The sequence below is a fragment of the Ideonella margarita genome, from assembly GCF_038066635.1.
GTDB lineage: Bacteria > Pseudomonadota > Gammaproteobacteria > Burkholderiales > Burkholderiaceae_C > Ideonella > Ideonella margarita.
Map to the genome: position 1 here is coordinate 98,662 of NZ_JBBUTI010000005.1, position 25,766 is coordinate 124,427.

Here is a 25,766-nt window from a genome sequence, read left to right on the forward strand (position 1 = left end):
CGTCGTTTTGTGCCGTCCAACCCCGCAAACCGGGCCCGACAAGGGAAAACACGGAGCCCTCCGACATTGACGCTGCCCGCCGCACCGCCTAAATTGTGAAAGCGCTTTCACGCATGCGTCAGCCGATTCAAAAAAGAGACAGCACCATGATCACCTCCGCTTCGTTCCGCCCTGCGCTGGGCCTGGGTTTGCTAGCCAGCAGCCTGCTGGCCGCCCTGCCCGCCAGCGCCGTCGACTTCGGCCCGTTTTCGCTCACCGGCTTCGGCAAGGTCGAAGCCCAGCGCGGCAGCAACCATTGCGACAACTGCCAGCGCTTCCCCGAAGAAAACAAGCAGCGCCTGTGGGCAGACGAGCTGGTGCCGGGCACCGAATACAAAACCGCCACCACCCACGTCACGTTGTTCCAGCCCTGGCTCGGCGCCAAGTTTGATCTGGGCGAAGGCTTCAAGCTGTCAGGCCTGCTCAGCCAGCGCCTGCGTGACGGCTCGGTCGACATCCCCGGCTTCTGGTACGACCGCAACATCGCGCTCAGCCACGAAGACTGGGGCAGCGTGCGCGTTGGCGCCATGACCACCCGCGCCTGGAGCCTGGCCGACTATCCGTACGGCAGCAACATCGGCGTGGCCGACGCATGGGCCTCCAGCGGCGCCGGCTACGGCCTGGTGGGCCATGCGGTGCGTTACACCTCGCGCGTGCTCGACGTGGCCAATGGCGATCTGGTGCTTGAGGCCACCTACGACCGCGGTGACACCGGCTTCAAGATCAACAAGCCGCGCTTCTGGGAGCTGTATGCCCAGTACCACCAGGGCGATCTGGTGGTCGACGCCATCTGGCAGGACAGCCGCAACGGCAACCCGCAAGCCTGGGGCCACGGCCCGTTCAATGCCCTGACCGCCAACGCCGCCGACGACAAGCTGCTGGGCGGCTCGGGCCAGAGCATCGCGATGGTGATGGCACGCTACCAGTGGGACAGCAAGATCGAGCTCTCGGGCGGCATCCGTCGCAACCGCTGGAGCGGCGCCTACGCCGTCATCACCCAGCCCGGCGCGTCGGCCCAGTGGAACAACATGTTCAACGTCGACTGGAACGGCCAGCTGAAGGGCGTGGCCAACCCGGGTTATGCCGCCACCTCGGTGGATGTGTCGCTGGGTGCGCGCTACCGCATGGGCGCCTGGACCGCCTCGACCGGCCTGGCCTGGCTGGGCAAGGCCAGCACCGACAACCCGAGCGAGCGCGGCCAGAGCAACACCGCCCTCGTCAACACCGTGGGCCTGAACTACGACCACGGCAACGGCCTGCAGGTGTATGGCCTGGCCGGCATGGTGCATTACGGCCGCCTGGGCCTGTCGCCGATGTCGATGCCCGGCAACGCCGCCTTCACCAACGTTGATTCCCGCGTCGCCAAGAACGGCAACTGGTTCGGCCTCGGCGCCGTCTACACCTTCTGACCGCGCCCGCACACGAAAGAACCCCATGAACAAATTTTTCCAACTGCCCGGGCGCCGCACGGCGCGGGCACTGATGGCGGCCCTCACGGCCGGTCTGGTCGGCCTGAGCGGCCTGATGGTGACGGCCTGCGGCGGTGGCGGCGTGGTGCCGACCACCGGCGTGCAGGCTCGCACGCTGAGCCCGGAGTTCACCAGCCGCAAGGCCGTGGCCTACAGCCCGTTCCGCAGCGACAACCGGGACACCGAAACCATCACCGCCGCGATGATCCGCGAGGACCTGGCGCTGCTGAAGACCGGCGGCTTCACGCTGCTGCGCATCTTTGACAGCTCCGACGCCGTCGCCAAGCTGCTGCTGCAAACCATCCGCGATGACAAGCTCGACTTCAAGGTGATGCTGGGCGTGTACGTGGCCAGCGGCAACACCACCTTCAGCGACGCCGAAGTGGACCGCGGCATTGCCCTGGCCAAGGCCTACCCCGACATCGTGCTGGCCGTGAGCGTGGGCAACGAAACCATGGTGAGCTGGTCGTTCAACAAGATCGACCCGGCCCAGATGAAGACCTACATCAGCCGCGTGCGTGATGCCATCACCCAGCCCGTCACCACCGACGACAACTGGGCGTTCTGGGCCGCCGCGCCGAACAGCATCCTCGACGTGGTCGACTTCGCCGCCGTGCACACCTACGCCCTGGCCGACAGCGTGTTCACGCCCGGCTCGTGGGACTGGCAGCAGACCGGCGTGGCCGCCAACCAGCGCGCCGCCGCAATGATGAGCGCCGCCCTCGGCAAGACCCGCGCCGACTTCACCGCCGTGCGCAGCTACCTCGACGACAAGGGCTTCAAGAACATGCCCATCGTGATCGGCGAAACCGGCTGGAAGGCCGTGGCCTCGGGCGGCGAAACCTTCCGCGCCCACCCGGTCAACCAGAAGATGTTCGTGGACGGCCTGGCCAGCTGGATGGCGGGCAGCACCGCCAAGCCCACCTCCATCGTCTACTTCGAAGCCTTTGACGAGCCCTGGAAGGGCGGCGACGACAAGTGGGGCCTGTTCGACGTGAACCGCAAGGCCCGCTACGTCATCCAGAACCTGTACCCGAGCAGCCAGTGGGCAGCCGGCAGCTACACCACCGCCGATGCGCTGTACTACGTGCCGGCCACCGGCAACGGCACCGTCACGGCCAGCCGCTACAGCGTGTATGCCGAAGCCACCACCGCTGGTGAAGCCCGCCCGACCGAAACCCCGCTGTGGGTGGGCTGGAACTCACCGGCCACAGCCTATGCCGGCGAGATCACCAGCAGCTCGGCCAGCACCGACGCCGGCCACAGCCTGGAAATCACCCCGAGCCCGGAAAGCTGGGGCTGGGGCATGATCGCCGCGCTGCAAACCTCGGCCGAAGACCTCAGCCAGTTCGCCACCGCCGGCAACCTGAACTTCAGCATCCGCACCACCTACCCGGGCAGCATCGAAGTCGGCTTCCTCACCGGCACCGTCACCGAAGGCAGCGCCTACGACGTCTACATGACGCTGGCGCCGGGCCAGTACGGCTACCAGAACGATGGCGCCTGGCACACCGTGTCGATCCCCATCAGCGCGATCACGCCGCACGGCGCCATGGCCTTCGGCATGACGGACCCGAGCAAGTCCAAGCTCGACATGAGCAAGGTCACCAACCCGTTCGTCATCGCCGACCGCTACGCCGTCACCGGCAAGTCTGCAAACGCCAACGTGCGCGTGCCGCTGCAGGTGGATGCGGTGTACTGGTCGAAGTAAGTTGCTGCTGCGTCTGCGTCACTGACACCTTTGGTGTCGGTGGCCTGAGCAACTTCAGGAATGCCGCTGATGCCGGGTGATGAACGCCTGAGCCTCAGCGGCTTTTTTCTCGCCGGCTCTTGGGCAGGCGGCGGTGTCAAACCGGCCGCTCACCCGCTGCGCAGCGGGCGATCAACCGGGCAAGCCGCACCGCCCGCGTTTCGGGCCGCTTGGCGCTGTGCAGGTGGTGCATGGCGGTGCGGCGGTAGCCGGGTGCCAGGGCCTCGAAGAACTGCCAGGCCTGCGGCTGCGCCTGGAACAGGGCCAGCTCCGGCGCCGTGAAGCTGGCCGTTTCAGTTTGCTCATAGGCATACACCCGCGAGCGGGCTTCGCTGCGCCGCTCGAAGGCCGCCAGGCCCGCAGGCTGAATGCGGCCGGCCGCCATCAGCTGCTCGAACTTCGCGATGTTCACCGCGCTCCAGATCGAGCCGGGTTTGCGCGGCGTGAAGCGGATCTGGTAGCGCTGGTCGTCGATGCGTTTGCGCACGCCGTCGATCCAGCCCACGCACAGCGCCTCGTCCACCGATTCACCCCAGCGCATGCTGGGCTCACCCGAGTCCACCTTGTGAAAACCAACGACCAGAAACGACTCGGTGGCCGCGTGGGCCGCCAGCCATTCACCGAACAGGGTCGGGGTGGCAAAGAACATCGGCGTGGCCGTCATTGCAGCTCCAGGATGAGCGCGCCGGGGCCGTCACCGGCCAGCTGCCGGCGCACCTTGAAAACCGCCTGCTCCTTCAGATAACCCTGCGGGCTGGGCGGCAGATCAAGCTGGCCGTTTGCCAGCGCGTGCAGCTCGGTGTGGGTGAGCTGATTGCCGAGCGCAAACACGAGCGCCGTGTGGGTGGCGGGCACCGCCTCGTAACGCAGGATGCGGCCGCACTGGTTGCGGTTGGCCTGGATGAACTCGCAGATCGCCGCGCGCGGTGTGCCCGGCGCGAACACGTAGAAGCGGTCCCAGCCGAAGGTGGTGAGGCTGGCCAGACGGATGCTGCGGGTATCGGGCTGGCGGGCCAGCTCGCCAATGCGCTGGCTGATCTGGCCGGTGTCATTGCCGAGTTCGCTGCAGCCGGGCAGGCCAGCCAACGCGGCAGTCAACGGCATCAACAAGAACAGCCAGCGGTGCAGACTTGGTGCGGCAGACATGGATCGTTCCATCAAGCGGCAAAGGGTGAAGACATGCGATGGTAGCCAGAGCCCTCACAAGGTAGCCAGCAACCCCCGCAGCATGCTGGTACGGCGCAGCGTGGCGCGCAGGCGCAGGCGGCGCTCCACCACGCTGTTCGAGAACTTGCTGGCCGACTGGCGCACGAGGCAGCGCCAGTACACCTCGCTGCCGTGGTGCTGCAGATCGTCCTGCTCGGTGCGCAGCGCGGCCAGCTGGGCTTGCTGCTCAGCGCTCAAGGGCTGGGGGAGGAAGACCACGTTCACCTCACCGGGCGGGGCCAGACCAGCCGCTGCGGCTTCAGCACGCGCCAGGATGTCGGCCAGCTGTGCAGGCGTGCGCAGGAAGACTTCGGACGTGAAACCGAGGCGCGCCGCCAGGCTTTGCTCCAGCTCTGAAGCCAGGCTTGAAGCGATGTCGCCGGCCGCCAGACTGGCCGCGTTGAACATCACATTGCCGCTCTGGATGTGCGTGGATACGTCCTCGCAACCCATGGCCCGGAAGTGCTCAGCCAGGTCCACCATCTTGATGAAGCGGCCGGTGACGTTGATGGCGCGCAGGAAGGCGATGTGGGTGACGGCCATGGTGTGTGTTGGGGCTCAGCGCCTTTCAGCCTCAGCGGCCGGGCATTGCAGATCAGGGAAGCGCGCGCGGAAGCTTTGCTCTTTCTGCGCTGCCTGCTCGGCCTCCGCTGCGGTCAGCGGGGTGAAGAAGCGGCCGTAATCCCAGCCGTAGCCCCAGCGAAAGCTGGTGGGCCATTGCGGGCCACCACCGGCACGCACGCCCAGCAACATCATTGTGGCCAGCGCCGGGCTGTCAGCGCGTTCACGCACGCAGGCGCGCAGGGCTTCATCGGCCTGGGCGCGCTGCTGCTGGGTGCCACCGCGCCAGTAGGCCAGGTCATGCTCGGCGCAGCAGCGGCACCAGTCCTTGCCGCCGCCGAGCGCGCGGTCAAGAAACAGGCTGCAGCCGTCGGTGGTGAAGTCAGCGATGGTGGTGGCGCCGGTGCTTGGTGCTGCACAACCCTGCAGCAGCGCCAGCACTGCCACGGCAGCGGCCATCAGCAAGCCAGCGCGCCTCACACGCTCTCCACGGCAATCGCCACCGCGTCCAGCTCCACCGCCGCATTCTTCGGAAGTTGGTACACGCCAACCGAGGTGCGCGCATGCACGCCGCGCTCGCCCAGCACCTCGTGGAAGACGCCTGAGGCGGCATCGGCCACCTCGCTGTGCTGGGTGAAGTGCTCGGTGCACTGCACGAAGACATTGATCTTGGCGATGCGGGCCACCTTCGACAGGCTGCCCAGGTGCTGGCGCAGCACGGCCAGCACGCGCATGGCGCAGATGCGGGCAGCGTGCTGGCCCGCGTCGAGGTTCACATCACCCCCCACGCGGCCCTGCACCACCACCTCGGTGCCCACGCGGGGCACCTGGCCGCTCACATGCAGCGTGCGGCCATCGGCCACCACCGAGGCGTAATTGCCGCCGATGCGGATCTCGCCGTCAAAGCGGGCGTTCAGTCGGGTGGCGAGCGCCTCGAAGCGCTGGTCCGCATCGAGTGAGGCATGCAGCAGGTCGACCATCGTGCACCCTCAGAGCGACTGCCAGGCCGGCAGTTGGTGGCGCTTGCGGCCGAACGCGTAGTAGCCCGCCATGGCCAGGCCGAACAGCGCGCCGGCCAGCGTGGCATTGAACCCCGCGGCGAGCATCGGCAGGCCTTGGGGCTGCCAGACGAAGATCCACATGATCAGGCCCCAGACCACGCTGAAGTACAAACCGGCCACGGCCCACAGGCCCCAGAAGCTGGCGAAGTGCGGCGGCGGCACTTGCAGGCCCACGCGCCACATCAGGGTCAAGGCCAGCGGCTGGTAGTTGGATTTACGGATGCCGGCAGCGGCCAGCAACTCCAGCGCCTTCTGGCGGCGGGCATCAAACGAGGTGGCAAACGGCGTGGCGGTCACATCAGGCTCCAGGCGCTCCGCCGCACTCCAGTGCGGCGCGACAGCGTTGGAGCGGGATGGTGCCACAGCCGCCCGGCCGCGGCACCGCCCGAGCAGGCCGTCAGTCGAGCGTGGCGCCGCTCTGCTTGACGATGCGGTCCCACTTCACCGTCTCGGCCTTCACGAACTGCGCGAAGTGCGCCGGCGTGTCGCCTACGAACTCGGAACCGGCGTCGGTCAGCACACGCTGGAACTCCGGCGTCTTCATCACCTGCAGCGCCGCCGCGTTGAGCTTGTCGACCACCGGCTGCGGCGTGCCGGCCTTGGCGAAGAAGCCGTACCAGGCATAAGACTCCACACCCGCCACACCGCCCTCGGCCATGGTGGGCACGGCAGGCAGCAGGGCTGAGCGCTTGGCGCCCGTCACGGCGATGGCCTTGACCTTGCCCGACTTGATGTGCGGCATGATCGCCGCGAGGCTGTCGAACATCATCGGCACGTGGCCAGCCAGCACGTCAGAGATGGCCGGCGCCGAGCCTTTGTAGGGCACGTGGTCGAGCTTCAGCCGGGCCGCATCGCGGAACAGCTCGGCCGTCAGATGCTGCGGCGTGCCGTTGCCGGAATTGGCGATCGACACACCTTCGGGCTTGTTGCGCACATAGGCCATCAGGCCGGCCAGATCGTTGATGCCAGACGCCGGATTCACCACCAGCACCAGCGGCATGCGCAGCACGTTGGTCACCGGCACCAGGTCACGCGCAGCGTCGAACGGCATCTTCTTGTAGAGGCTGCCATTGATGGCGATGGGCGCGCTCGAGGTGACCAGCAGCGTGTAGCCGTCAGCCGGGGCCTGCACCACGGCGGCGGTGCCCACATTGCCACCGGCACCGGCCTTGTTCTCGATCACCACGGGCTGGCCCAGCACGTCTTGCAGGCCCTTGGCCAGCGGACGCGCGGCGATGTCTGACGGGCCGGCCGGCGGCCAGGGCACCACCATGGTCAGCGGCTTGGTGGGCCAGGCCGGCGCCTGGGCGTGAACGGCGGGCAGCAGCGCCAGGCCGGCGCCCAGGGCCAGCAGGGTGCGACGGCCGAGGCCGGCGAGGTGAAGTGGGTGTTGCATGGGGTGTCTCCAAACGTTGTACGTTGGCTTCGGCAGCATCGCCGGCCACACCCCAGTGTGAAAGCACGCCACCCGCGGCACATCCGCAAGGGCCACCGGCGGGGCCTGCGTAGTTCTACGCAGGCCCCGCTGTGCATCAGACGCGCAAACCGTCGTGCAGATACTGGCCCATCTGCCGCAACGCCGAGTGCGCCGCAGCCACCGCGGCACCCTGCCCGAGGTAGCCATGCGCCAGCCCGTGGAATTCCACCAGCGTCACCGGCGTGCCCGCGGCCAACATCCGCGCAGCAAGCGCCTCGCCTTCATCACGCAGCAAGTCCCAGGCTGCCAATTGGATGAGCGTGGGCGGCAGGCCCGCCAGCGACGGGGCCGACAGCGGCGCAGCACGCCAATCGGGTGCACAAGCTGCCTCACCAAAAAACGCCTTGTCGAAGAAGGCCACGGTGGCCGCCGTGAGCGTCGGGCCTGAAGCGTGGCGCGCTCTGGACGGGAACACCCCGGGCTGTGAGCCGGCCGCCGGCGGATAAGCCAGCGCCATGCAGCGCAGCGGTGGCAGGCCGGCATCACGGCCGTGCAAGGCCACGGACGCAGCCAGCACCGCGCCCGCGCTGTCGCCTGCCACGGCAAGGCGCGTCAGGTCCGCCGCTTCACCCAATGCCGCAGTGCCAGCAGCGCTAAGCAGCCACGACAGCGATGCCCGCGCGTCATCAAAAGCCGCCGGGAACGGGTGCTCAGGCGCCAGCCGATAGTCGATCGACACCACCACGGCTTGAGCGTCCAGGCTCAGCTGGCGGCACAGGCCGTCGTAGGCGTCCAGATCACCCAGCACATAGCCGCCGCCATGGAACCACAGCACCACCGGCAGGCGGTGGGCGTCAGGCGGCGCATACACCCGGGCGCCCAGGCTGCTGCCTTCCGCCACGCCGGGCAGCTGCACATCGCGCTGATGCACCGGCGCCTCGGGCTGGCTGATGGCGGACATCAACTGCCGGTACAGCCCACGCGCGGCCGGCAGGGGCACGTCGCACAGGTCAGGCATGCCCGCGGCGCGGGCGTGTTGCAACAACTTTTCAAGCTGCAGATCGAGCATGGGGGTGTTCTCCAAGAACGGGCTGGACGGGTTGAACAGGCAAGAGGAATCGGGCGAGGGCCGGCAGCAGCACCAGGGCACCCACCATGTTCCAGATGAACATGAAGGCCAGCAGCACGCCCATGTCGGCCTGGAAGCGGATGGGCGAAGCGGCCCAGGTGCCCACGGCCAGCGCCAGCGTCAGACCGGTCAGCAGCACGACGCGGCCGGTGAACTGCAGCGCGTGGTGGTACGCATCCGACAAGCTGTCGCCCGCCTTGAGCCGGGCCAACATCACGCTCAGCACGTACAGCGCGTAGTCCACGCCGATGCCCACGCCCAGCGCGATGACCGGCAGCGTGGCCACCTTCACGCCCATGCCCAGCACCACCATCAGCGCCTCGCACAGCACCGAGGTGAGCACCAGCGGCAGCACCGCACACACCACCGCCCGCCACGAGCGGAAGGTGACGAAGCACAGCACGATCACCGCGCCGTACACCCACAGCAGCATCTCGCGCATGGCCTGCTGCACGACGATGTTGGTGGCTGCGGCAATGCCCGCGCTGCCCGCGGCCAGCATGAAGCGCTCATCACCCTTGGGTGCGTCGGCGATGAAGGTTTCCACCTCGTTCACCACCCGGGTCAGGGTCTGCGCCTTGTGGTCCTTCAGGTACACATACAGCGACAGGAAGGAGCAGCCCTGGTTGAACAGCTCACGCGGCGCGCGGGTCTGCACACCGCCCAGAGCGCTGTCATTCGGGATCAGCTCGAACCACTTCAGCTGCCCTTCGTTGTAGCCCACCATGGCGAGCTTCGACAACAACGCCATGGAGTTGGTGGCCTCCACCCCCTCCACCTGCTCCAGCCGCCAGGCCAGCTGGTCGACACGCGCCAGCGTGTCGTAGCGGGTGCACTGGTCTTCCGGCGTGGCCACCATCACCACCAGAATGTCGGCGCTGGCGGCGTAGTGCCGGGTCATGAACTCGCTGTCGCGGTTGTAGCGCGAATCGGCGCGCAGCTCAGGCGCGCCGCGGTCCAGATCACCGATCTGCAGGTGCAGGCTCACCGCATGACCCACCACCGCCATGACCAGCGCCACACCGATAGCCAGCAGCGCCGGGCCACGCCGGGTGAAGCGGTCAAGCTGGCGCCACAACCAGGCCCGCTGCCCGGTGGCTTCGTGGGCCACGTCTTGCTGCAGGCTGCGCTGCGCCGCCGCAGGGGACACGCCCACATGGCTCAACAAGATCGGCAACAGCAGCAGGTTGCTGATGATCAGCACCGCCACGCCGATGCTGGCCACCACGGCCAGATCCTGGATCACCTCGATCCGGATCAGCGCCAGCACGGCGAAGCCCACGGCGTCACACAGCAGCGCTGTCAGGCCGGCCACGAAGAGCCGCCGGAAGGTGTAGCGCGCGGCCACCACGCGGTGGGTGCCGCGCCCGATGTCCTGCATGATCCCGTTCATCTTCTGCGCGCCATGGCTCATGCCGATGGCGAACACCAGGAAGGGCACCAGCACCGAATAGGGATCAAGCTGATAACCCGCCCAGGCCAGCAGACCACATTGCCAGACCACCGCCACCAGAGAGCAGGTGACCACCAGCGCGGTCGAGCGCACACAGCGGGTGTAGGCCAACAGCACCGCCGCACAGATGAACAGGGCGACGCCGAAGAACATCACGACCTGGCGCATGCCTTCGATCAGATCGCCCATCACCTTGGCAAAGCCGGTGATGTGGATCTTCAGGTGATCGCTCTCATGCTTGGCGCGCAGCTCTTCCAGCTGCCAGCCCAGCTCGCCGTAGTCCAGCGGCTGGCCGGTGCGCGGATCACGCTCCAGCAGCGGCACGAACAGGATGCTCGACTTGAAGTCGGTGGCCACCAGCTGGCCGATCTCGCCCGAGCGCTCCACGTTCGCGCGGACCACGTCCAGCGAGGCGGGTGAGCCGTCGTAGCTGTCGCCCAGCACGGTGTCGCCGTCCAGCCCGTCTTCGGTGACGGCGACCCAGCGGGTGTTGCTGGTCCAGAGCGATTTCATGAACGGCCGGTCCACGCCCGGCAGCAGATACACCGCGTCATTCAGGCGGCGCAGCGTGTCGAGGTAGTCCTTGTCGTAGATCGAGTTGCCGGTGGTTTCAACGGCGATGCGGAGGGCATTGCCCTGCCCGGCCAGGTCACCCTGGTGGTGCAGGTAGTTGACGATGTAGGGGTGCTGCGCGGGCAGCGTCTTGTCGAAGCTGGCGTTGAGTTGCAGGCCCAGGGCCCTCCAGCCCAGCAGCAGCGTGGCCAGCAGGCAGGCCAGCATCACCCAGCCGCGGTGGTTGAACAACAGGCGCTCGACCTTGCCGCCCGAGCGCGGGTCAAAGTCTTCAAGGCGAGCGACGACCGGCTGGGCGTCCAGCGAAGTATCAGCGTGCATGAGGGTTCCGTTCAGGGCGCGGGAAGGCGGCGCATGCCGCGCAGGCTCGCCACCAGCAGGTGGCCATCGGCGGCAGCGCCCAGCGCCGCAGCGGGCACACCGGCGCGGCCGGGCAGCGGCTTCACTTGCCGGCCGTCGTCAAGGCCGAGCAGCAGCTCACCAGTTTGTGCCAGCAGCAGCACGCGGCCGTCTGCCAGCGGCAGGCCGGCACTGAGCGTGGCGGTGGTGCCCGTGTCGATCTTCTGCCAGTGCGCGCCCTGGTCGGTGCTGCGCAGCAGTTGCCCGCGCAGGCCGTGCACGAGCAAGGTGCCCGAGGGCAAGGCCACCAGGCCGAACAAGGTGCCCTTGCTCGGCGGCGGCAGCAGCTCGAAACGACGGCCGGTGTCGTCGGCGCGGATGAGCAGGCCCTGCTCACCGGCCAGCATCAGCCGCCCCTGCACGACGCGCACGGCGTACAGGTGCTGGCTGCCGGGGTTGGGCAAGGCTGGCGTCAGGGCTTGCCAGCTCTCGCCGCCGTCGGCGGTGCTGAAGGCCATGCCGTACGCGCCCACCGCCACGCCATGGCGGGCGTCGGTGAAGCAGAGGTCGAAGAAGGCCTTGTCCGGCCCCTCGGCCAGCCACCGCCGTGCCTTGCGGCGCTCGGCCTCAGTGCCGTCTTGCCAGGCGCCTGCAATGGCGGCTGCGGCGCGTTGCCCGTCAAACTGCAACACCCAGGTCTCGCCGGCGTCCTGCGTCTTGAGCAACGCGCCCAGGTGGCCGGCTGCCCAGCCGGTGCGCTCGTCCACGAAGCATAGCGCCGTGATGCTGACCTGCACGGGCACCCGGGCTTGTCGCCAGGTCTGCCCGTGGTCGTCTGACAGCAATACAGTGCCGCGCTCGCCGGCTGCCACCAGGCGCTGCCCGGCGCGCGCCACGGCGAGCATCGTCAAGCCCTGCGCCTTGGCGCTGGCCACCGCCGGCTGCTGCAGCACCAGCGGCAATGCCGTCGGCATCTCCGCAGGGGCGGCGGCCAGTGCGTGGCCTGCCAGCCAGGCAGGCGCTGTCGCCAGCAGCTGCCGCCGGCTCACTCCGGTGTGATGCAGGCTCACCGCGCACCCTCGTTGGCCAGCTCCTCGGGGCTGAAGAAGCCGCGAGACAGCGGGGGCACCGGCTTGTACTGCATCGGCAATTCATTGCCGGCCATGTTCAGGTAGTAGGCGCCGGTCTGCAGGTCGTAGCCGCCCCACATCATGTTGGCCACCACCGCAGGCAGGTCAGGCACCAGCAGCGTCAGCGAGTAGTTGGTGCGCCAGAGTTCGCCCTTGGCGTCCCAGCCGTCAAACAGCACGATCTGCCAGCTGTCTTCGTCGATGTAGTACTTGCGCTTGGGCACCACATGGCGCTTGCCGTCGGCCAGCGTGGCCTCCACTTCCCACACGCGGTGCAGCTCCCAGCGCACCAGGTTCGGGTTCAGCGTGCCCGGCATCACCAGATCGCTGACCTTGGCCGCCGCCGCCCGGTTGTTGTTGTAGGGGATGTAGAGCTCGCGCTTGCCGACCAGCTTGAGCTGGTGCTTGTCGATCGGGCCGAAGAGGTTGAAGGCTTCATCGAACAAGCCGATGCCCGAGGTCACCGAGTCAGGCGTGTCGTAGGCCACCGAAGGGGCCTTGCGCACGCGGCGCTGGCCCACCAGGTATTGCCACAGCCCGCGCGGCTTGCTGGCGTTGATGCTGTCGTGCGCCAGGATGGCCTCGCCGGCCTTCGAGCCCGGCTCGGTGACGGCGAACTTGCCCAGGCTGTAGAAGCCGTCGAACTTGTCGAGGCTGCCGCTCGGGTCGTAATAGGGCTTGCTGAGGCTCTGCACCCCGCCAGAGGCCATGGCGCGCTTGCCATCGGCCGTCATGACCCAGACACGCACCTGCGCCTGCACGTTGGAGCCCGTCCACGCCAGGCGGTGGTTCTGGATCACCTCCTGCCCGTCCTTCGGAATCGGGAAGGGCACGCCGCCGTAGGCGCCTTCAGTGCCCTGGCCCTCGTCGACCAGCTTGGCGCGCGTGGCATTGCGCGCAGTGTTGTCATAGACCCATTGCGGGGCGGCGGCGCTGCGGTGGCTCGGGTAGACATCGATGCGGAAGCCGGGCTGCTTCTTCATCAAGGCCTTGACGCCGTCGCTGAGCTTGCCAGCGTGCTGGTCCATGTTCTTGGCGTCGATGCTGAACAGCGGCTTGTCGGCGGCGAAGGGGTCTGGCCGCGCCTCGCCCGGCTTCCAGCCCGAGGCCACCTTGGTGTAGCCGCCGTCCCACGCGGGGATGCTGCCGTCCTTGTTGGCGGCGCGTTCGGCGCCCATCGGCGTCAGGGTGGTTTTCAGGCGTGCGGCTTCATCGGCGGTGACGGCGGCGCTGGCGCCACCGGCCACGCACAGCGCCAGCAGCGCGTTGGCCATAAGAATTCGGTTCATGGGGTTCTCCGTGCGAAATGGGTAGGGGCGGTCAGAAGGTGCGCGACAGGCTGAACGCGACATGGCCGCGGTCGCTCAGCGTCTGGCCGAAGGTCAGCTGGCGGGGTGAGCCGCTGCCGGCCACCAGCGTTTCAGTGAAGGTGCGGGCCTTGCCGAAGTAGTCGGTCCAGCTCAGCGAGACGTTCCAGTCGTTCTGGTACTTGCCCTTCACGCCGATGCTGTAGTCGCCCGCGTTTGATGCGCCCCCGGCGAAGTTGCTGATCGCCGAAGAGCGCCCGCCAAAATTCACGCCCAGGCCGATGGGCACCGACAGGTCAAGGCCGGGCAGCACCTGGAAGTACTGCGGCTCGAACAGCAGGCGCAGCGCCCACGCGCCCTTGGTGGTGTTCGGGTCCAGGCCACCCAGGCCCGCATTGCTGCCACCGGGGCCGATGGCGAAGATGTCGCGGGTGACTTTCAGCGTGCGGTTGTAGGCCAGCTCGCCCACCAGCGCACCACCGCCCCACAGCGCGCCCGGCTGCAGCACATAGATGCCCGAGGCCTGCAGATGCGCCGTGTTGCCCATGGGGTAGCAGGCGCTGTCGCGGCTGGCACCACAGGCCAGGATCGGGCCCAGGCCCAGCACCGCCGGATCAGCCGCCAGCGGCGCGTTGTGCCGCAGGGAGCCTTCCACCGCCCAGTTCAACTGCCCGGCCGATGCGGTGACGCTGGCGCCGACGGTCTGCACGTTCTCGGCATACGCCAGGCGCACATGGCCGTTGACGAAGTCGAACACCGGCGCGGCCGGCGTCTTGTCGTGGTACTGCGCGGCGTAGAAGCCGAATTGGTAGTCGCTGTCGGCCGGTGCCCAGCGCACCTGCACACCGCCCTGCCCGCCATTGCGCGGGCGCTGGTCCTTGGCAGGGTCATACGCCAGCAGCACGGGGTTGCCGGCGGCGTCGTTGCCGAAGTTCACCAACCCGGTGCCCACGTAGTCCTGGTTCGAGAAGTAGCTGCCGACGCCGGGGATCTTGCTCGGCCGCCATTTCAGCTGCACATAGGCGCCCACGTTCACGCCGTCAGCCACCTGCAGCGAGCCGGACACCTGCTCCACCGGCAGCAGCACTTCCTTGAACTGCCAGCCCGGCACCGACAGGATCTTGGCCACGTCCACCGGCCCCTGCGCATTGGCAATGCCGTTCTGGCCGAAGAACAGGCTTTCGCCCCACTGCAGCGTGTGCTTGCCCAGCCGCACCGTGCCGCGCATGCCGGCAATCTCACCCTTGGCATACACGAAGGCGTCGAGCACTTCGGTGCCCTGGCCGTGTTGACGGCGGGTGGCCTCCAGGAACTCGTTCGGCGCCTGGCCCGCGCTGTTGTTCGAGGTGGAGATCACCGGCCCCAGCGCATTGCCTGCGGCGAACAGGGGCGTGCCGGCATAGCGGTTGGCGCGCAGGTACACCGCATCGCGCCAGGCGTTGCCGCTCACGCGCAGGCCCCAGCCCGTGGCGGAGAGATCAAACTCCGCGAGCAGATCAACGCGGTTCGAGATCTGGCCCTTGCGGAAGTTGTGGTTGCCGTCGTCCTCGTTGACGGTGCCGGGGTCTGCCGCCACATCGAGCCGCGACAGCGCGACCGATGGATCATGCAGGCGGTAGGCCGTGCTGTATTTCGGGGTGAGGTCCAGACGGACCTTCAGGTCGGCGTCGTCGGTGTCTACGGTGAAGGCCCGGGCTGCAGGGACGAGCGCAACCAGCGCCGCCGCCGCGAGGGCGGTGCGTCGAATCATCATGTCTTGTCTCCGGTATCGTTTTTTTGTGGGGTCGGGGGTGTGGGTCGGGGGTCAGCGTGTCTTGGTCGGCAGGCCCTCCACAACGAATCGGCCCTGATGGATGCGCAGCATCGCCACGCCGCAGTCGTCATAGCCCAGGTGGTTGCTGCGGCTGTAGTTCAGAACGCCGTGCGAGATGGCGATGTCCTTCTCGCTCTCCAGCGCATCACGCAGCGCCTGGCGGAAGGCCGGCGTGCCAGGGCGGGCCCGCTTGAGGGCCACGGGCACGATGCGCTCCAGCACCTTCAGCGCATCGAAGGCATGGGCGCCGAACTGGCTGCGGGTGTTGGCGCCCTTCAGCTTCTCGAAGCGGGTGACGTAGTCCATCGCCACCGGGCGCACCGGGCTGCCCACGTCGAGCTGCTCGGCCACCAGCACCGGCCCGGCGGGCAGCACCGTGCCTTCCATCGCCTTGCCGCCCACACGCAGCAAATCGGGTGAGCCGGCGCCGTGGGTCTGGTAGATCGGGCCGGTCCAGCCCCGTTCTTTCAGCTGGATCTGCGGCATGGCTGCGGCCGAGCCGGCCCCCACCACCAGCACCGCATCCGGCTTGGTGGCCAGCACCTTCAGCGCCTGCGCGGTGATGCCGGTGTCCACCGGCGAGAAGCGCTCGGTGGCCACAATCTCCAGCCCAGCCTGACGGGCTGACGCCGTGAAGGCGTTCAGCCACATCTCGCCATAGCCCTCGTTCCAGCCGAGGAAGGCCACGCGCCTCACCTTGTCGCGCACCATGCGGGCGGCCAGCGCATCGGACATCAGCGGCACCGGTTGCGGCAGCGTGAAGGTCCAGTCTTCAGGCCCGCCCTGGCGCGGTGCGGGCGCAAAGGCCAGCTGCAGCGTTCGGCCTTCGGTGGCCACACCGGCCATGCCCAGCACCCCCGGCACACCGGACGAGCCCAGCATCAGGTCCACCTGCTGCTCGCTGACAAAGCGGCGCGCGTTCTTCACCGCGGCGCTGGTGTCGGAGGCGTCGTCCAGGATCACGAGCTTGATGGGCTCACCCGCCACACGATCAGGCCAGAGCGCGAGCGTGGCCTGCTGAGGCAGCCCGAGCGAGGACAGCGGGCCAGTCAGCGACAGGCTGACGCCGATGGTCACTTCGGCCTGCGCTGCGAGGCTGGCGAGGCCCAGGGCAGACAGGGCGAGCAGGTGGCGCAGGCTGTTCAGGCGCTTGGGCCGGGATGGGGTGGGTCGGTGGTGCATGGAGTCTCCGGGTGTTGTCGTTGTCACGGGGGGGAACGGGGAGGGGCTGATCTTTCAGGGCGAGGCGCTGGCCGGAACCTGGATCCACTGGGTGGCGGCGACGCGCCAGGCGCCGTCGATCAGCTGCATGGGCAAGGCGCTGCGGTTGGGGTTGTGGGCGCCTGCCCGCCCGATCGCCAGGGGCATACCCAGCATCGGGTGGCTCAGCGGCGGGTGCTGGCGCAAGGCTTCGCTGACGCTGGCGCGGGTGATCGGCCCCTTCAGGCCCATCAGCACCTTGACCAGGTGCTGCGCCGCCAGGTAGCCGCCCTGGGACAGCGAGCTGGCCGGCAAGCCGGCCTGACGCATCAGCCGCTTCCAGTCCAGCAGCGGCAGCGAGCTGCCGCTCCAGGGTTCGAATTCGGCCATCACGTAGACCGGGCCCAGATCGGTGGGCAGGCTGCGCGCCAGGGCGCTGGTGTAAGCCGGGGTCAGGAACAGCCACTGCCGGTCGCGCAGCCCCAGGCTGCGGGCGGCCTGCAGCCAGGCCGGAACGGCCGCCTCGTGACCAGTGAAGACGATGCTGCGACAGCCCTGGCGTTCGAACTCGCGCAAGGCCTCGCGCGGGTCGTCCTGCAGACCGACGGCCCGCAGCGGAGGCGAGACCTGGCCCGTCTGGCGCGCCAGCTGGTCCAGCGCCTGCTGGTAGCCGGCCCGCATGCCGGGCAGGTCCAGCATCGCGATGCAGGGCTGCGGGCTGCCCAGCTGCTGCCGGGCGAACAGCAGCGCGCTGGCCAGTCCGGTGTAGGGGCCGTTGTTCACCGGCACGATGTGCGAGGTGCTGAAGCACTGCGGTGCCACCGAGGCGCCTTGCAGCACCATGAGGTCAGCGGCCGCGTAGCGCTGGGCGTTGGCGGCGCAATCCAGCAGGCCCGAGCCGCCGGCCAGGGCCACGACCTCGGGGTCGGACAGCAGGCGCTCGGCGGCACGGGCCGCGCTGGCCAGATCCGGCATCTCGTCCAGCGAGAGGTACTCGATGCGTCGGCCGTGCACACCCCCGGCCGCGTTGACCGCGTCGAAATAGGCCTTGGCGGCCCGCGGCGCCTCCGGAAAGGCGGTGGGCCCGCTCAGTGCGCTGAGCGCGCCCACCTTGATCGGCCGCGCAGCGGACGCCTGCGCCTGCGCCACGCCGCACAGGGCGGCAAGCAGCAGGCAGGCGAGCAGGCGGCCATGCCGCAGCGGAGGCGTGCGCATGCCGGACTCAGTAGTAGGTCGAGGCCAGACCGCCATCGACCGGCAGGTTGATGCCGCTGACCCAGCGCGATGCGTCGCTGCACAGGAAGCCGATCACCGGCGCCACTTCATCGCTGAAGGCCGGGCGCTTCATGCGGTGGGCATCCTTCTGCACACGTTCTTCGCCGAGCATCTGCACGAAGTCGCCGAGGATGGGCGTGAACACCGGCCCCGGTGCAACGCAGTTCATGCGCACGCCGTGCTGCATGAAGATGGCTTGCGACTGGGTCAGGGTCCAGACGATCAGGGCTTCCTTGAAGTACTGGTAGCTCGTCGCCTCCGGCACCGGGTGGTCGCGCAGCCACTGGGCGCCTTCACTGAAGCTGGTGGTCTGGCCCAGCTCGCGGTGCAGCTCCAGGCGCGCCGGCCACTCGGCACCGAGGATCGACGCCACGTTGACCACCGAGCCGCCCTGCGGCATGCGCGGCAGCACCGCCTGCACCAGGTGACGCAGGCCGAGGTAGTTGACGCGGGCCACCAGGTCCAGCGGCGCCGTGCCGGGCACGCCGGCGATGTTGGCCAGGGCGTCGATGCGCTCAGGCAGCTGGGCCACCGCGGCGTCGATCGAGGCCACATCGCCCAGATCCACCTTGACGAAGCCGTCCAGGCTCAGCGTGGGGTCGTTGCGGTCCATGCCGATGACGCGCGCGCCGGCCTGGCGGGCCAGCTTGGCAAAGTCGGCGCCGATACCCGAGCAGCAGCCGGTGACGACGATGGTCTTGTTCTGCAGATTCATGAGGGTCTCCTGTGGGGATGTCGTGGGGCTCAGAACGGGAAGGCGGGCAGCGCCGCCTTGACGGTCAGCCATTGCCAGCGGGTGTATTCGTCGATGTCGGCGGGGCCGCCCACGGCACTGCCGTTGCCGCCCAGGCCGGGGCCACCGAAGGGGTTGGTGCACTCGTCGTTGACGGTCTGGTCGTTGATGTGGACCATGCCGGCGTTCAGGCGCTCACCCAGCGCCAGGGCGCGTCCCACGTCATGGCTGATGACCGCCGCAGACAGGCCGCCCTGGCTGTTGTTGGCCAGTGCCACGGCTTCGTCGTCGGTGCTGAAGGTGACGAGGTTGACGAGCGGGCCGAAGGGCTCGTCGTCGAAGCTGCGCATGCCGGGCTTCACGCCTGACAACACGGTTGGCTGATAGCACAGCCCGGTGTGGCTGCCACCGGCTTCCAGCGTGGCGCCCTGCGCCACCGTCTCATGCACCAGCGCGTTGAAGCGCTGCAGCTGCTTGTTGTCGATCATCGGGCCCAGGGCCACCTGGCCACTGGCGCCATCGCCCACCGGCAGGTAGCCGGCCTTGGCCACCAGACGGGCCTTCAGTGCGTCGGCGATCTTCTCGTGCACCAGCACGCGGTTGCTGGCCATGCAGATCTGGCCCTGGTGGAACCAGGCGCCGAAGGCGGCGGCGCTGGCGGCTGCGTCCAGGTCAGCGTCGTCGAGGATCACCAGGTTGTTGGCACCGCCCAGCTCCAGCGACACCTTCTTCAGATGGCGGCCAGCCAGCTCGCCGATGCGACGCCCCACGGCGGGTGAACCGGTGAACGCGATCATCGGCACGCGGGAGTCCGTCACCAGCGCTTCGCCGGCTTCTGCGTCGCCGGGCAGCATCTGCAGCAGGCCGCTCGGCAGGCCGGCGCGCTGGAAGATCTCGGCCATGATGGCGCCGCCCGTGACAGGTGTGCGGGTGTCCGGCTTAAGCACCACGGCATTGCCCAAGGCGAGGGCCGGCGCCACCGAGCGGATGCCGAGGATCAGCGGGAAGTTGAACGGCGAGATCACGCCGATGACGCCGTGCGGCACACGGCGCGCAATCGACAGGCGCCCCGGCGTGGCCGGCAGCACTTGGCCCTGCGCCTGCAGCGGCAGCCCGGCGGCGATCTGGCAGATCACGATGGCCTCGCGCACCTCGTGCTGGCCCTTGGCCAGGATGCCGCCGGTTTCACGGGCGATGGCCAGTGCCAGCTCGTCGAAATGCGCTTGCAGCCCCTCGGCGGCGCGCAGCAGGACGGCGGCACGCTCACGCGGGTTGGTGGCGGCCCAGGCGCGCTGGGCGGCATGGGCCTGGGCGATGGCCTCACGCATGTCTTCGGCATTGGCCACGGCAGACGCGGCCAGCTCCAGGCCCGTGGCCGGCTCGGTGACGACACGGCTGCCACCGCGTGGCCGTTGCCATTCACCGTTGACGAACACACCGCCAGCGTGGCGGGCCGGGTTGAGCAGGGAAAGGGATTCGGGGGCGCCCATGGTCGGTATCTCCAGGTGTTGGCGAAATGGATACAGCGTTGTGCTGTCGGCTTTCTTTACGCAAACCACAGGCCGGACGGCGTGCCAACCCGCCCGCCGAGGCCCTGCACAGGGGCTTCGCACACAGGAGAGACCCCGGACTTTCCCGAAGCTCTGGGCAGGCTGGCACGCAGGCCAGAGGCCTCTCGTTTTCCCGGGGGGTGACTTGATCAATTCATCAACTCACGGCCACACTGCCCCCCGTTCCGACCCTTGTCTGCTTGCGCATGTCCACCACTGCACCGTCCCGTGTGTCTCTTGCCGAGGTTTCCCGCACGACCGGCGCGCTGATGCGTCCCGGCGATCCGCCGCCGCTGAACGCCCGCGAACAACCGCAGCTGTCGGACATCACCGAATGCCTGTTCTTCGCGCCGGGCGATGGCCGCATCTGGCTGAAAGACCAGCGCATGGTGCTGATGCACAGCGCCTCGATGGGCACGCTGCGCCGCGAGCTGATCGAGACCCTGGGGCTGGAGCGCGCGCGCGGCCTGCTGACCCGCGCCGGCTATGAATCGGGCGCGCGTGACGCCACGCTGGTGCGTGAGCGCTGGCCCGACGGCGACATGGTCCAGGTCTTCATGGCGGGCACCCGGCTGCATGCGCTGGAAGGTGTGGTGAAGGTCGAGCCGGTGGCGTTCGAGATCGACCCGGAGCGCGGCCATTACTTCGGCGAATTCCTCTGGCACCACGCCAGCGAGGACGACGAACACATCGCCTCTTACGGCGTGGGCACCGAGCCGGCCTGCTGGATGCAGCTGGGCTACGCCATGGGCTATGTCACCGGCATGATGGGCCGGCTGGTGGTGTTCCGCGAGGTGGAGTGCCGCTCGATGGGCGCGTCGCTCTGCCGGGTAATCGGCAAGACGGCGGAAGCCTGGGGCGACATCAGCGACGACCTGCGCTACCTGAACGCCCAGGCCTTCCTGGCCACCGACACCCACGGCGGCGCACCCCGGGCCGTGCTGGGCTCGGCGGCACTGGCCGACGGCCATGCGTCGGACATGGTGGGCGTGTCGTCGGCCTTCAAGGCCGCCTGCCACATGCTGAGCCGCGTGGCCCCGACCAAGGCGACGGTGCTGTTCACCGGCGAGTCGGGTGTGGGCAAGGAAATGTTCGCGTCCACGCTGCACCGCATCAGCCCGAGAGCGGCCAAGCCGTTCGTGGCGATCAACTGCGCGGCCATCCCGGACAACCTGGTCGAGTCTGAACTGTTCGGCGTTGAGCGGGGTGCATTCACCGGCGCATCACAGTCGCGCCCCGGCCGCTTCGAGCGGGCCGATGGCGGCACCCTTTTTCTCGACGAGATCGGCACGCTCAGCCTGGTCAGCCAGGGCAAGCTGCTGCGGGCCTTGCAGCAAGGTGAGATTGAACGCGTGGGCGGCACGCGCACGCTGCAGGTGGATGTGCGCGTGATTGCCGCCACCAACGTGGACCTGCGCGCCGAAGTGCAGGCCGGGCGCTTCCGCGAAGACTTGTTCTACCGGCTCGATGTGTACCCCATCCACCTGCCGCCGCTGCGCAACCGGCGCGAAGACATCCCTCTGCTGATGAGCCATTTCCTGCACGTCTACGCCCGCAGCCACGGGCGGCAGCTGCTGGGCTACACACCGCGTGCCGTGAAGGCGCTGATGGGCTATGGCTTTCCGGGCAATATCCGTGAGCTGCAGAACATGGTGGAGCGCGGCGTGATCAGTGCCGACGAGGGCAGCGTGATCGACCTGCCCCACATGCTGCGCAAGGAACAGATCGGCGACGGCGGCTGGTTCTCGCTCAGCGCGGCGGGTGCACTGGCCGCGGAGCACCTTCAGGAAGATGACGATGACGACAAGGCGCCCACCGCCGAAGCCGGCAGCCTGTTCGAGCGGCTGGCCGACCCGGTGTCGCAGACCCTGGACCTGGCGCAGCTGGAACGCGCGCTGATGGACGACGCGGTGAGCCGCGCTGGCGGCAACTTGTCGGCCGCGGCGCGCATGCTGGGGCTCAGCCGGGCGCAGCTGGCGTATCGGTTGAAGTCGGTGGCGGGAGCGGGCGCCGTGCCCACCGCGAACACTGAACAGGCCCCACGGTAGGTGGCTGTTTCGAAGCAGGCGGCGTCCATCCAGCGACACGCTTGCTCGCCAGCGACGCGGTCATTCACCGGAGCAACGATAGAGCGCCGAAGCGTTGTCTCGGGCAATGAGGTCCTGAAGCCCGGGAGGTGTCCAGGCCTGGAACAACCGGACCAGCGACGCCGTTGACGGCCTGGCACCCGACGGCTTGGTGTGCGGCCAATCCGATCCCCAAAGCAGCCGCTCGGGGCGCGCCGCCAGCAGGGCTTCGTGGACGGCGCGCGCATCCGCATAACCGGGCGATGCGTCGGATATGTTGGCGATCCCGGACAACTTCACGAAGACGGGTCCGTCGACCATCAGGCGAATCAGCGCCTTGATCCCGACATGCCGATCCCCCAAGGATGCGGGCGCCCGCCCCATATGATCGATGACCACAGGCACCCGCGAACGGACGATCCGATCGCCGATCCCCGGCAGCAGCCTGCTGTCGGTGAACAGTTGCAGGTGCATGTGCCGCTGCTGCAATCGGCCCTCCAGCGCATCGAAGGCACTGAACGGCACGAAGCCGCCCATCGCGCGTGGGTCGCCCGCATTGAAGTGCGCCATGCGTACGCCACGAACACCCGCCGCGGCCAGCCGATCAAGCTCGTCGTCTGGGACGTCGGCTGCCACTGCAGCGACGCCCACCAGGTGTTCATCGCCTTCTGCAAGCGCCGCGAGCAACATCCGGTTGTCTGTGCCGTAGAAGCTCGGCTGCACCACCACGCCGCGTCTGATGCCAAAGGGGGACAGCGTCTCGTGCCACTGACGCACTGATGCAGGTGCGGGCGTATAGCTGCGCGTGGGCAGCATCGGGTGGCGCTCGGGTGAAGCGATCACGTGGAAGTGGCTGTCGATCCAGCCGGCATCGAGGCACGTCGCCATGCGCGTTCAATCGAGCGTGATCTTCGCGATCTTCACGATCTTGGCAGTGCGGGCGATCTCGGTCCGGATGAACTCCACGTACTCGGCAGGGGTGCTTTCGCGCACATCAGCGCCCAGGCGGGCGAACTGCTCCTTCACACGGGCTTGCTTCAACACCTTCTCCAGCGCCTCGTTCAGACGCGTGGTCAGTTCGGCGGAGGCCTTGCCCGGCAGCACCAGGCCCAGCGTGGTCGACGCATCGAACGTCGCGACGCCCGCCTCGGCGAGTGTCGGCACGTCCGGCAACAACGCCGACCGATTCGCCGCCGTGACGGCCAGCGGTCGCAACTTGCCGCCCTGAATCAGCGGCAGCACCGACGACAGCTGGTCGAAGTGCAGGTCGACATGGCCACCCGCCAGGTCGGTGTTGGCCGGCGCGCTGCCCTTGTAGGGCACGTGCACGAACTGCGTGCCGGTCGCGTCCTGGAAGAGCTCGCCGACGATGTGGTTGCCGCTGCCACTGCCGGCCGAAGCCATCGTCAGCGCACCGCTGCGTGCGCGCGCCAGCTGGAGCAGCTCCTGCACCGACTTCACTGGCGACGACGGCCCGACCACAAGCACCATCGGCACGCTGGCCACCAGGCCCACAGGCGTGAAGTCCCTGATCGAGTCGTAGGGCAGCTTCGGGTACAGCGATGGCGCGGCAAGATGGTTGACCGGCGAAGCGATGCCGAGTGTGTAGCCATCCGGCGCCGACTTGGCGACCGCATCGAGGCCCAGCGTGCCGCCAGCCCCTGACTTGTTCTCGATGACCACCGGCTGGCCCAGTTCCCGAGCGAGCTCAGGCGCCAGGATGCGGGCACTCAGGTCCACATTGCCGCCGGGAGGAAACGGCACGATCAGCTTGATCGGCTTGTTCGGGTACCCGCTTTGGGCATGCCCGGCCCAAGGGATCGATGTGGATCCCAAGGCAAGCATCAGGATCAGCAAACGACGGGTTGTGTTGGGCATGTCGCGTTGTCAGGCGTTGAGGTTAAGTCCCCGCGCAATGCGCGTGCGGGTGTTGGCTTCGATCACATGGACGTTCTGTGCCGCGACGAAGCCGACGACAAGGCGCGCGAGTTGCTGGTTCATCGTCTAGCCATCCGGCACATCCAGCGGCAGGCTCAGCCATGCAGCACGGCCAGCGCGTTCTGCGCGGCGGCCACGCCCATCTTCACGTACGCATCGGCCGTGACGCCGCCGATGTGCGGGCTGAGCGTGATGCGCGCCTCGCCATGGAAGGGATGTGACAGCGTCATCGGCTCAACCGCAAAGCTGTCCAGGCCTGCGCTCGCCACCTGGCCGCTGCGCACCGCAGCTAGCAGTGCCGCTTCGTCGATCAGGCCGCCCCGGGCAGTGTTGACGATGATCACGCCGCGCTTGCAGGCCGCCAGCGTCTGCGCATTGAGTAGTTGGGCGTTCTCGGGTGTCAGCGGGCAGTGCAGGGAGATGGCATCGGACGCGCGCCAGATCGTTGCCAGGTCTGCGCCCTCGATGTAGGCCGGCAGTTCCTTGGCGTAGGGATCAAAGCCGAGCACACGCATGCCCATGGCGTGTGCCATGCGTGCAAAGCGCAAGCCAATCGCACCCAGGCCGATGACGCCGACCGTACGCCCTTCCAGTTCCACGCTCTTGTGCGTGGCCTTGTCCCAGTGCCCATCATGCATGCGGGCATTGAGCGCGACGATCGACTTGGCTCCGGCCAGCAGCAGTGCCATGGCTTGCTCGGCAACGGCAGCGGCATTGGCCCCCACCGCCGCGACGACCTGGATGCCCCGTGCCGCGGCAGCCTGCTTGTCGATGGTGTCGGTGCCGCTGCCGTGCTTGGAGATCACCTTCAAGCTCGGCGCGGCCTCCATCGCAGCAGCGCCCACCTTGCTGTAGCGCACGATGATGGCCACCGGGTCGTGTGCCCTGCACAAGTCCACGATGTCCTCCTCGGTCGGCGTCTTGCCCGCATAGATCACCTCGTAGTCCTGCAGCAGTGCCAGGGCGGCGCCTGCGAGGTCGTTTCCGGTGACCAGGAAGGTTGGCTTTCTGATACTCACAGCGTCTCGCCCTCCTTGATCACGCCTGCCGCATGCAGCGCGGCGTCGAGCCAGCCGGGGCGCAGGGCCTTGCGACTCTTGATGTCAGCAATGCGCTTGGTTTCGGCAGCGACCTTCTCGGCCGCCAGCGGCAGCATGGCTGCGGCCTTGTGTCGTTCGATCACGGTGACGCCGTCAGCATCGCCGACGACGAGGTCGCCCGGATGGACGCTCACGCCCCCGATCGAGATCGCGTGGTTCAGGCGCCCGGACACGGACTTCGTGGGGCCGTTCGGGTTGAGTCCCGCGGCGAACATCGGGAAGCCCAGCTCCCGGATGGCCTCGCTGTCACGCACGGCACCGTCGATGACCACACCGACGACGCCGAGTGCCACGCACTGCTGCGACATGATCTCGCCCATGAGCGCACTGCTGAGGTCGCCCTTGCCATCGATCACAAGCACGTCACCGGGCTGGGCAATGGCCATGGCAGCATGGATCATCAGGTTGTCGCCTGGCCGAACCTCCACGGTGATGGCCGGGCCGGCAAAGCGCATCGATGGCGCCAGCGGTGCGATGCGGCCGCTCAAGGCGCCGCGTCGGCCGGCCACGTCAGCCAGGATGGAGGACGGGTACTCCGCGGCTTTGGCCACTGTGGTCGGATCCACGCGCTCGATGTCTCGGATCACATCGGGCAATGCGGCGGCTTGACTCATGGAAATCTCCAAACAATTGATGGGTGGTTGCCGGTGCCATCGC

Annotated in this window: 23 protein-coding genes; 3 read left to right on the forward strand and 20 right to left on the reverse strand. The window is 68.1% G+C overall.

Features of this window, described 5'->3' with window-relative positions:
- Window positions 1-146 precede the first annotated feature (146 nt).
- Both AACH00_RS07945 and AACH00_RS07950 read left to right on the forward strand, forming a co-directional pair.
- Window positions 147-1,448, forward strand: a complete 1,302-nt coding sequence (locus tag AACH00_RS07945) for a hypothetical protein (RefSeq protein WP_341398557.1) — start codon at window positions 147-149, stop codon at window positions 1,446-1,448.
- 25 nt (window positions 1,449-1,473) lie between these two features.
- Complete coding sequence (locus AACH00_RS07950; RefSeq protein ID WP_341398558.1) at window positions 1,474-3,219, forward strand: glycosyl hydrolase family 17 protein; 1,746 nt, start codon at window positions 1,474-1,476, stop codon at window positions 3,217-3,219.
- Window positions 3,220-3,355: 136 nt separating this feature from the next.
- On the opposite strand, the gene AACH00_RS07955 is transcribed toward AACH00_RS07950, so the two are convergent.
- The 16 genes from AACH00_RS07955 to AACH00_RS08030 all read right to left on the reverse strand — a co-directional run bounded on the left by AACH00_RS07955 (window position 3,356) and on the right by AACH00_RS08030 (window position 19,945).
- The gene (locus AACH00_RS07955) at window positions 3,356-3,922 is read right to left on the reverse strand and encodes a YdeI/OmpD-associated family protein (RefSeq protein ID WP_341398559.1); all 567 of its coding nucleotides are present in this window, start codon (window positions 3,920-3,922) and stop codon (window positions 3,356-3,358) included.
- Window positions 3,919-4,404, reverse strand: coding sequence for a hypothetical protein (locus AACH00_RS07960; RefSeq protein ID WP_341398560.1), 486 nt, complete (start codon window positions 4,402-4,404; stop codon window positions 3,919-3,921). Before AACH00_RS07960 ends, AACH00_RS07955 begins: the two co-directional genes overlap by 4 nt.
- A gap of 54 nt (window positions 4,405-4,458) precedes the next feature.
- Window positions 4,459-5,007: a DUF1697 domain-containing protein gene (locus AACH00_RS07965; RefSeq protein ID WP_341398561.1), complete on the reverse strand. Its 549-nt coding sequence runs from the start codon at window positions 5,005-5,007 to the stop codon at window positions 4,459-4,461.
- A 15-nt stretch (window positions 5,008-5,022) separates the two neighbouring features.
- A complete protein-coding gene (locus tag AACH00_RS07970) occupies window positions 5,023-5,484 on the reverse strand; it encodes a hypothetical protein (RefSeq protein WP_341398562.1) in 462 nt (153 codons plus the stop codon).
- A 17-nt stretch (window positions 5,485-5,501) separates the two neighbouring features.
- The gene (locus tag AACH00_RS07975) at window positions 5,502-6,005 is read right to left on the reverse strand and encodes a RidA family protein (protein ID WP_341398563.1); all 504 of its coding nucleotides are present in this window, start codon (window positions 6,003-6,005) and stop codon (window positions 5,502-5,504) included.
- Window positions 6,006-6,014: 9 nt separating this feature from the next.
- The gene (locus tag AACH00_RS07980; RefSeq protein ID WP_341398564.1) at window positions 6,015-6,383 is read right to left on the reverse strand and encodes a DUF6404 family protein; all 369 of its coding nucleotides are present in this window, start codon (window positions 6,381-6,383) and stop codon (window positions 6,015-6,017) included.
- 100 nt (window positions 6,384-6,483) lie between these two features.
- On the reverse strand, window positions 6,484-7,482 hold the full coding sequence (locus tag AACH00_RS07985) for a Bug family tripartite tricarboxylate transporter substrate binding protein (RefSeq protein WP_341398565.1): 999 nt from the start codon (window positions 7,480-7,482) through the stop codon (window positions 6,484-6,486).
- Window positions 7,483-7,618: 136 nt separating this feature from the next.
- Window positions 7,619-8,572: an alpha/beta hydrolase gene (locus AACH00_RS07990; protein WP_341398566.1), complete on the reverse strand. Its 954-nt coding sequence runs from the start codon at window positions 8,570-8,572 to the stop codon at window positions 7,619-7,621.
- On the reverse strand, window positions 8,553-10,979 hold the full coding sequence (locus AACH00_RS07995) for an efflux RND transporter permease subunit (protein WP_341398567.1): 2,427 nt from the start codon (window positions 10,977-10,979) through the stop codon (window positions 8,553-8,555). The genes AACH00_RS07990 and AACH00_RS07995 overlap by 20 nt, the downstream gene beginning before the upstream one ends.
- An 11-nt stretch (window positions 10,980-10,990) precedes the next feature.
- Complete coding sequence (locus AACH00_RS08000; RefSeq protein WP_341398568.1) at window positions 10,991-12,067, reverse strand: WD40/YVTN/BNR-like repeat-containing protein; 1,077 nt, start codon at window positions 12,065-12,067, stop codon at window positions 10,991-10,993.
- Window positions 12,064-13,416 carry a DUF1329 domain-containing protein gene (locus AACH00_RS08005; protein ID WP_341398569.1) on the reverse strand — a complete coding sequence of 451 codons (1,353 nt, stop codon included), beginning with the start codon at window positions 13,414-13,416 and terminating at the stop codon, window positions 12,064-12,066. Before AACH00_RS08005 ends, AACH00_RS08000 begins: the two co-directional genes overlap by 4 nt.
- A 31-nt stretch (window positions 13,417-13,447) precedes the next feature.
- Window positions 13,448-15,187, reverse strand: a complete 1,740-nt coding sequence (locus tag AACH00_RS08010) for a DUF1302 domain-containing protein (RefSeq protein WP_341398570.1) — start codon at window positions 15,185-15,187, stop codon at window positions 13,448-13,450.
- A 51-nt stretch (window positions 15,188-15,238) separates the two neighbouring features.
- Entirely contained in the window at window positions 15,239-16,429 is a 1,191-nt protein-coding gene (locus AACH00_RS08015) for an ABC transporter substrate-binding protein (RefSeq protein WP_341398571.1), read from the reverse strand.
- A gap of 54 nt (window positions 16,430-16,483) precedes the next feature.
- Window positions 16,484-17,662: an ABC transporter substrate-binding protein gene (locus AACH00_RS08020; protein WP_341398572.1), complete on the reverse strand. Its 1,179-nt coding sequence runs from the start codon at window positions 17,660-17,662 to the stop codon at window positions 16,484-16,486.
- A gap of 7 nt (window positions 17,663-17,669) precedes the next feature.
- On the reverse strand, window positions 17,670-18,437 hold the full coding sequence (locus AACH00_RS08025) for a coniferyl-alcohol dehydrogenase (RefSeq protein ID WP_341398573.1): 768 nt from the start codon (window positions 18,435-18,437) through the stop codon (window positions 17,670-17,672).
- Window positions 18,438-18,466: 29 nt separating this feature from the next.
- On the reverse strand, window positions 18,467-19,945 hold the full coding sequence (locus AACH00_RS08030) for an aldehyde dehydrogenase family protein (RefSeq protein WP_341398574.1): 1,479 nt from the start codon (window positions 19,943-19,945) through the stop codon (window positions 18,467-18,469).
- Window positions 19,946-20,211: 266 nt separating this feature from the next.
- Between AACH00_RS08030 and AACH00_RS08035 the strand changes: the two genes are divergently transcribed.
- Window positions 20,212-22,053, forward strand: a complete 1,842-nt coding sequence (locus AACH00_RS08035; protein ID WP_341398575.1) for a sigma 54-interacting transcriptional regulator — start codon at window positions 20,212-20,214, stop codon at window positions 22,051-22,053.
- 60 nt (window positions 22,054-22,113) lie between these two features.
- Here AACH00_RS08035 and AACH00_RS08040 read toward each other — a convergent pair whose 3' ends face one another.
- From AACH00_RS08040 to AACH00_RS08055, 4 genes are all read right to left on the reverse strand, one after another.
- Window positions 22,114-22,959: an amidohydrolase family protein gene (locus AACH00_RS08040; protein WP_341398576.1), complete on the reverse strand. Its 846-nt coding sequence runs from the start codon at window positions 22,957-22,959 to the stop codon at window positions 22,114-22,116.
- A gap of 6 nt (window positions 22,960-22,965) precedes the next feature.
- Entirely contained in the window at window positions 22,966-23,949 is a 984-nt protein-coding gene (locus AACH00_RS08045; protein WP_341398577.1) for a Bug family tripartite tricarboxylate transporter substrate binding protein, read from the reverse strand.
- A 155-nt stretch (window positions 23,950-24,104) separates the two neighbouring features.
- A complete protein-coding gene (locus AACH00_RS08050; protein WP_423221914.1) occupies window positions 24,105-25,028 on the reverse strand; it encodes an NAD(P)-dependent oxidoreductase in 924 nt (307 codons plus the stop codon).
- A complete protein-coding gene (locus tag AACH00_RS08055; RefSeq protein WP_341398578.1) occupies window positions 25,025-25,723 on the reverse strand; it encodes an RraA family protein in 699 nt (232 codons plus the stop codon). Before AACH00_RS08055 ends, AACH00_RS08050 begins: the two co-directional genes overlap by 4 nt.
- Window positions 25,724-25,766 lie beyond the last annotated feature (43 nt).